A 5,851-nucleotide genomic window follows, 5' to 3' on the forward strand; every position below is an offset into this window, starting at 1 on the left:
CCGATCGGCGCCGATCGGGACCCCTGCTCAAACGAATTGTCATCCAGAAAATCAGTTGCTTAAGCGGATCTACGAGAGGGTCCCGCTTCGGCGCTGATTTACACAACCGCTCCGTCGTGTCGGACAGGTGCCGACAGCGCGTCGCGGCATCCGCCGCGCCCAAGCGATCATGGGAATGGTCGGCGCAATGCGCTTCGCGATTGCGCGCCCCGCGGCCAAAAAAATTTCAAAAAATATTTGACAATATTCCTTTGTTGATTATAGTCCTCTGCATCCCGCTCCACTTGAGGGAGCGTTACCGGGACGCCGACTGGCGCGGGGCGGGAGGTGGCGCCTGCGGGCGTGGGGCAGACGTTGTCCCGCGCACTCGGGAGGCCTCGGCAAGCCGTCCGAGCCCACTACGGGGCTCTGCCTTCGATGGCCGGACGGGACGGGTGGAAGGCCGGCGGAAGCTGGCTGGACCCGCGGTCACGCTGACCGCTAGCCTGTCCCCGAAGCACGGCGCCGGGGACAGAAATCGCCACGGCGGGGCGTCGAAAGGCGTTGCCGCCGCTCTGGTGCTCGACGTGTCGAGGGCCAGGCGGCGGTCCTAACTACAGTGGCGCCTTTCGGCGCTCCGCCTCCCTCATTGGGGGCACCGGGAAAATGAACATCGCTGGCCGGACGGCCCCGTGAAGTCTTCACGGGGCGCGCAGAGCCGTGCCGCAACCCTAGCCAAGGAGACGACGATGGGAAGTAACCACTTCGTACAGACGCCGCAGCAACGGGCGTGGTCGGAAGCAAGTGAGCAATATGAGCAGGAAGTAGCCGAACGCTTTCATCGCCGGGTCAGCGACATGGCGGAAGGATGGCGACTGTGTTCGGTGCGGCAGTGCCGGCGTCGGCGCCGTTGCAGCGACAAGAGCCTGATCTGTCACGCCATCCTCGACCGCGAGCGGCCGGTCCGGGAGCTGACGCCGACCGAGGAGGCGCGCTTCAAGTACCAGTTCCACAAGGCGATCCAGGCCAGCCTCGCCAAGGCGGCGGCGGAGGGCAAACCGCTGGGTGAAGAGCGGGAGCGGCGGATCGAGGAGCTGAGGCGGCAGAAATTGGCCAGCTATGGCATCGTCGAAGACCGGAAGCACAAGGGAGGCACGACATGAGCGCTGTGAGCCGCCATGTTCTGGCCTTCACCTCTCGCCGCGCGGCGCGGGGAGAGGTCAAGATCCGCGCACAAAAAAGCCGGCGTTGCCGCCGGCTTTCGTTGCAATGGATGTCGGCTCGCTCAGTAGGCGGCTTCCATCGCCGCCTGTTCCTGCCGGGCAATCGTGCCCTTGACCGCGGTCTGCACCTTCTCGAAGGCACGGACCTCGATCTGGCGAACGCGCTCGCGCGACACGCCGAACTCGGTGGCGAGATCTTCCAGCGTCATCGGGTCATCGGCGAGGCGACGCGCCTCGAAGATGCGCTTTTCCCGCGCGTTGAGCACGCCGATCGCGCCGGTCAGCGCCTGGCGGCGATGATCGAGTTCTTCATGCTCGGCCAGCACCGCTTCCTGCGTCGGCGCATGGTCGACCAGCCAATCCTGCCATTCGCCGGCTTCGCCGTCGTCACGGATCGGCGCGTTCAGCGACGCGTCGCCGCCGAGGCGGCGGTTCATGTCGACGACGTCCTGTTCGGTCACGCCGAGCCGCTTGGCGATGATCTTGACCTGGTCGGGGCGCATATCGCCTTCGTCCAGCGCCGAGATCTTGCTCTTCGCCTTGCGCAGGTTGAAGAACAGTTTCTTCTGGTTCGCCGTGGTGCCCATTTTGACAAGCGACCAGGAGCGCAGGATGTACTCTTGAATCGACGCCTTGATCCACCACATGGCGTAGGTGGCGAGGCGAAAGCCCTTCTCGGGCTCGAACCGTTTCACCGCCTGCATCAGGCCGACATTGCCTTCGGAGACGACCTCGGAAATCGGCAGGCCGTAGCCGCGATAACCCATGGCGATCTTGGCGACGAGACGCAGATGGCTGGTCACCAGATGATGCGCGGCGTCGCGGTCATCGTGCTCGCGCCAGCGTTTGGCAAACATGTATTCCTGCTGGGGTTCCAGCATCGGAAATTTACGGATTTCCGACAGGTAGCGAGACAGTCCGGATTCCCCGTTGAGAACCGGCAGTGTAGCTGTACGGGCCATTTTCGCGCCCTCCAGTGGTTCAGGCCCCCGATAGCGGCGGGCCAGGCAGCGAGCGCTTGGTTAAAGCCGTCCCGGCTGCGAAGTTCCGCGTCGGATATTCGACGCAGGTGCAACATACACCGTACTACACGCGTATTGGAAGTGAACTTCCTGTCACGTTCCGGTGTGGATAATACAAGCTGCTGGAATACAACGAAGTTTTCCATGCATCCGCGTCATTCCGTCGCCGCCAGATGACTCCGCAGCAGCTCCAGATCGGCCGGCAGCTCGGAAATCCACTCGCGAATCTCGCCGGTGCGAGGGTGTTCGAGGGTCAGCATATAGGCATGCAGCGCCTGGCGGCCGAGATCGGCCAGCGCGCGCTGGCTCCGCGGGCCCAGCGCATTGGATTTGGTCTTGAAATGCGGGCCATAGACCGAATCGCCCATCAGCGGATGCTGGATATGCGCCAGATGCACGCGGATCTGGTGGGTGCGGCCGGTCTCGAGCTGGCAGGCCAGCAGGCTGGCCACCGGCTTGCCGTGGCGGTCGAGGAACTCCTGCTTGACGTCCCAATGCGTCACCGCCTCGCGGCCGGTATCGCGCACCGCCATCTTTTCACGCGCATAGGGATGGCGGTCGATCGGCGCGTTGACGGTGCCGCCCTGGCGTTTCGGCACACCCCAGGCGAACGCCATATAGCCGCGGCGCATCTCATTGGTGCGGCCGTGGTCGGCGAATTGCGCGCTCAGCGACTGGTGGGCATGGTCGTTCTTGGCGACCACCATCAGCCCGGTGGTGTCCTTGTCCAGCCGGTGCACGATGCCCGGCCGTCGGACGCCGCCGATCCCCGACAGCGTCGCGCCGCAATGCGCGATCAGCGCATTGACCAGCGTGCCGGTCTCGTGGCCGGCGGCGGGATGCACGACCAGGCCCTTCGGCTTGTTGATGACGATGATGTCGTCGTCCTCGAACACGATATCGAGCGCGATATCCTCGCCTTCCGGCTCGGCGGCGATCGCCGGCGGCACGTCGATTGTGATCGTATCGCCGGCGGCGACATGATAAGCGGGGTCGCGAACGGGCAGGGCGGCGGCTTCGTTGCGGGCGATCGTGACCTGGCCGGCCAGAATCAGCGCTTTCAGCCGCGACCGCGACAGCGCCGGGCTGCGCACCGCCAGCACGCGGTCGAGCCGGGTGGAGCCCTCGTCGCCCAGCACCGTAATGTCCAGCCTGACATCATTGGTGGCGGACGCGTCCTGAATGGAAGAGTTTTGCATGACTGAACCTGTTGCGCCCGATCCGAACCCTGAACAGACCGCGGCCATGATGGCCAAGGTCAGGCGGATGATGCTGATTGCCGGCCTGACCACCGCTCTGGGCATCGGGGCGCTGCTCGTCGTGATCGGCTACCGCCTTTTCCGCAGCGAGGGAAGCGTTGTCACCGCGGTGTCGACCGCGACGCTGCCGAAAGGTGCCAGGATCCTCTCCACCGCGGTGGTCGCGGACCGGGTGATTCTGACCCTCGACATTGCCGGCAGCACCGAAATCCGCACCTATGACGCCAAGACCCTGAAGCCGGTGGCGACGCTGAAATTCGCCCAGGAGCCGTAAGTCGCTGTAGAAGCTGGAGAATCGGCCGCCAAATTATCGCACCGCGGCATCTTGCAGCCGGCCGCATTCGCGGCTATTGCTTGCCGCGAGGCTCCCTTCGTCTAGCGGTTAGGACGTTGCCCTCTCACGGCGAAAACAGCGGTTCGATTCCGCTAGGGAGCACCACTTGCGTTCAAAACTGCGAACACCTGCCGCAGTGACGCTTTTCCCCGCGATAACTTGTTCCAGCGTCGCGCTATCGCCGATAATCCGGATATTGTGGTCGTCTACGACAATCCGGTCGATGACCGCGCGAAGGTAAGATTTGCGGAACGGAATCTCGCCATTGGCGATTTTGTCGCGCATGGCTTGGCCAAATTGCGCAATAATTTCGAGGGAAATTTCGGCTGGAGGAGCTGCTTGAGCCTGAATCCGGTCAAGTGCGGTCTGCGCTCGCTCCCGGTCCAGCTTGAGGCTGGCGATTCGGTCGCTCAAAATATCGTCCAGTTCAGCAATACCCTCCTCGACCATCCGATAGAGCCGCTTCAACTTATCGGCTGCGTCCACAACTTCTCGCTGTAGAGACCCTACCCGACGGTCGATCTCGACAGCTTTTTCAGCTCGACGGGCAAAGGCTGCCGACAGGATGGCGGTCATACGCTCAGTCGTGAACAGACGCTCTGACAGGTGTTCCACGACAAGGTTGTCGAGAGTGTCCATGCGCACAGACCGGCCTTTGCAAGCGGTCTTGCCCTTCCGGAAGCAAGTCGAGCAGGAATAATACTTGTGGACCTTGCCGGAACGAGAGGTTCCGGTGCGCATCGTCATGGCACCACCACACGAAGCGCAGGTGGCAAGTCCAGTCAGCAACACCGGGCCAGTGACGATCCGCGGCGCGGTCACACGCGGATTGTTCTTCTTGAGCGTGGCCTGCACCGCGTCGAATTCAGCCCGCTCGATGATTGCCGGAACTTCGACGATAATCCATTGATCGATGGGCTTCTCGCGCTGAGTCCGCGCCTCGCGTTTGTTGAAAGCCCACTGCCCGATGTAGACGTTGTTGGTCAGGATCGTATGGATCGTGGCGACACCGAAGCGCGCTCCCTTACGAGTGCGATAGCCCCGCTCGTTCAACCAGCTTACGACTCGTTTAATACCCAGCGGTCCCGATTGACCATCGCCGAACCGATAGAGCCGGTAGATCAGATTCACCGTCTCTGCTTCGGCTGGATCAATCGTCAATTTCTTTTTGACTTTGGACCCCCGCCTTTCCGTCTCTTCAGCACGAAAGCCAAGGGGTACTGGTGATCCGTTATAGAAGCCCTGACGGGCATTTTCTTTCATTGCGCGTAAAACGTGTTTCGCGCTTTCACGGCTCTGATATTCGTCAAACAGAGCGATTACCTGCCGCATCATCACCTGTGCCGGATCGTCGCCCAGCTCCTGAGTGGTCGAGACGAGGCGCACACCGGCCTTGGCAAGGCGGCGAATATACATCTCCAGCCCGAAGGCATCGCGGAAGAAGCGGGAGTAGGAATGTACGACGATGACATCAAAGGGATGATCGTCGTCTGTGGCGCGTTCGATCATCCTCTGGAACTGGGCGCGGCTGTCGTCCATTGCGGACGCCCCCGGCTCGACATATTCGGCTAACAGCGACCAGCCCTTGTTTGCACAAAAAGCGGCGACTTGATTTCGCTGATCCGGAATGGACAAATCGCTCTCGGCCTGCCGCCCCGTGGACACGCGCAAGTAAGCGCATGCACGTGCAGCGCCGAGTGGTTCGGCTTCAACAAACCGGATACGAGACGTCTTACCCATCACAAATACTCCCGACCGGCACTCGATCGCTACCCCGGCACAATAGCAACACCAACCTACGCAACTTACAGCCTATGGAGGTTGCGAGGGCCTGACTGACGGCAAATGAGGCTTCATCTCATTCGATCTTCGATCTGAAAACGCGCAGCCACGATTTTCAGCGTTACGTTTTGCATTGAGCAAGAAGTGCGTCGAGGACGTCACCCATGTAGGTTTCGATCACATCGATCTCGCGTTTGGTGACTGGGATCACAGCGGGCCAATCGTCGCAGATGGTGAACGATGACAGCTTGT

General features: G+C 61.9%; 5 protein-coding genes, 1 tRNA gene and 1 pseudogene. 4 read left to right on the plus strand and 3 right to left on the minus strand.

The window, feature by feature from the left end; all coding sequences use genetic code 11:
• The first annotated feature begins 728 nt into the window (after positions 1-728).
• Complete coding sequence (locus tag Q0S16_RS08620) at positions 729-1,142, plus strand: hypothetical protein (RefSeq protein ID WP_295847074.1); 414 nt, start codon at positions 729-731, stop codon at positions 1,140-1,142.
• 122 nt (positions 1,143-1,264) lie between these two features.
• On the opposite strand, the gene rpoH is transcribed toward Q0S16_RS08620, so the two are convergent.
• Together rpoH and Q0S16_RS08630 are read right to left on the minus strand one after the other, a co-directional pair.
• A complete protein-coding gene (gene rpoH, locus Q0S16_RS08625; RefSeq protein ID WP_295847076.1) occupies positions 1,265-2,164 on the minus strand; it encodes an RNA polymerase sigma factor RpoH in 900 nt (299 codons plus the stop codon).
• Between the two features lie 215 nt (positions 2,165-2,379).
• Entirely contained in the window at positions 2,380-3,423 is a 1,044-nt protein-coding gene (locus Q0S16_RS08630) for an RluA family pseudouridine synthase (protein WP_295847078.1), read from the minus strand.
• Between Q0S16_RS08630 and Q0S16_RS08635 the strand changes: the two genes are divergently transcribed.
• The 3 genes from Q0S16_RS08635 (at position 3,422) to Q0S16_RS26410 (ending at position 4,318) form a co-directional block, all read left to right on the plus strand.
• Entirely contained in the window at positions 3,422-3,757 is a 336-nt protein-coding gene (locus tag Q0S16_RS08635; protein WP_295847081.1) for a hypothetical protein, read from the plus strand. The genes Q0S16_RS08630 and Q0S16_RS08635 overlap by 2 nt on opposite strands.
• Positions 3,758-3,847: 90 nt before the next feature.
• Positions 3,848-3,922: transfer RNA gene (locus tag Q0S16_RS08640), tRNA-Glu, on the plus strand.
• 54 nt (positions 3,923-3,976) lie between these two features.
• Positions 3,977-4,318 (plus strand): hypothetical protein, encoded by a 342-nt coding sequence (locus tag Q0S16_RS26410; RefSeq protein ID WP_366517813.1) that lies wholly within the window; start codon positions 3,977-3,979, stop codon positions 4,316-4,318.
• 162 nt (positions 4,319-4,480) lie between these two features.
• Here the strand turns inward: Q0S16_RS26410 and Q0S16_RS26415 are convergent.
• Positions 4,481-5,557, minus strand: a pseudogene (locus Q0S16_RS26415) (recombinase family protein); the annotation flags it as partial.
• Positions 5,558-5,851 lie beyond the last annotated feature (294 nt).

It is taken from the genome of Tardiphaga sp., from assembly GCF_025356345.1.
Classification (GTDB): Bacteria; Pseudomonadota; Alphaproteobacteria; order Rhizobiales; family Xanthobacteraceae; genus Tardiphaga.

What these genes read in the sequence shown, in the direction of transcription:
- Q0S16_RS08620 (WP_295847074.1), top strand. Translation starts at nt 729, where the DNA reads ATGGGAAGTAACCACTTCGTACAGACGCCGCAGCAACGGGCGTGGTCG.
- rpoH (WP_295847076.1), bottom strand. Translation starts at nt 2,164, where the DNA reads ATGGCCCGTACAGCTACACTGCCGGTTCTCAACGGGGAATCCGGACTG.
- Q0S16_RS08635 (WP_295847081.1), top strand. Translation starts at nt 3,422, where the DNA reads ATGACTGAACCTGTTGCGCCCGATCCGAACCCTGAACAGACCGCGGCC.
- Q0S16_RS08630 (WP_295847078.1), bottom strand. Translation starts at nt 3,423, where the DNA reads ATGCAAAACTCTTCCATTCAGGACGCGTCCGCCACCAATGATGTCAGG.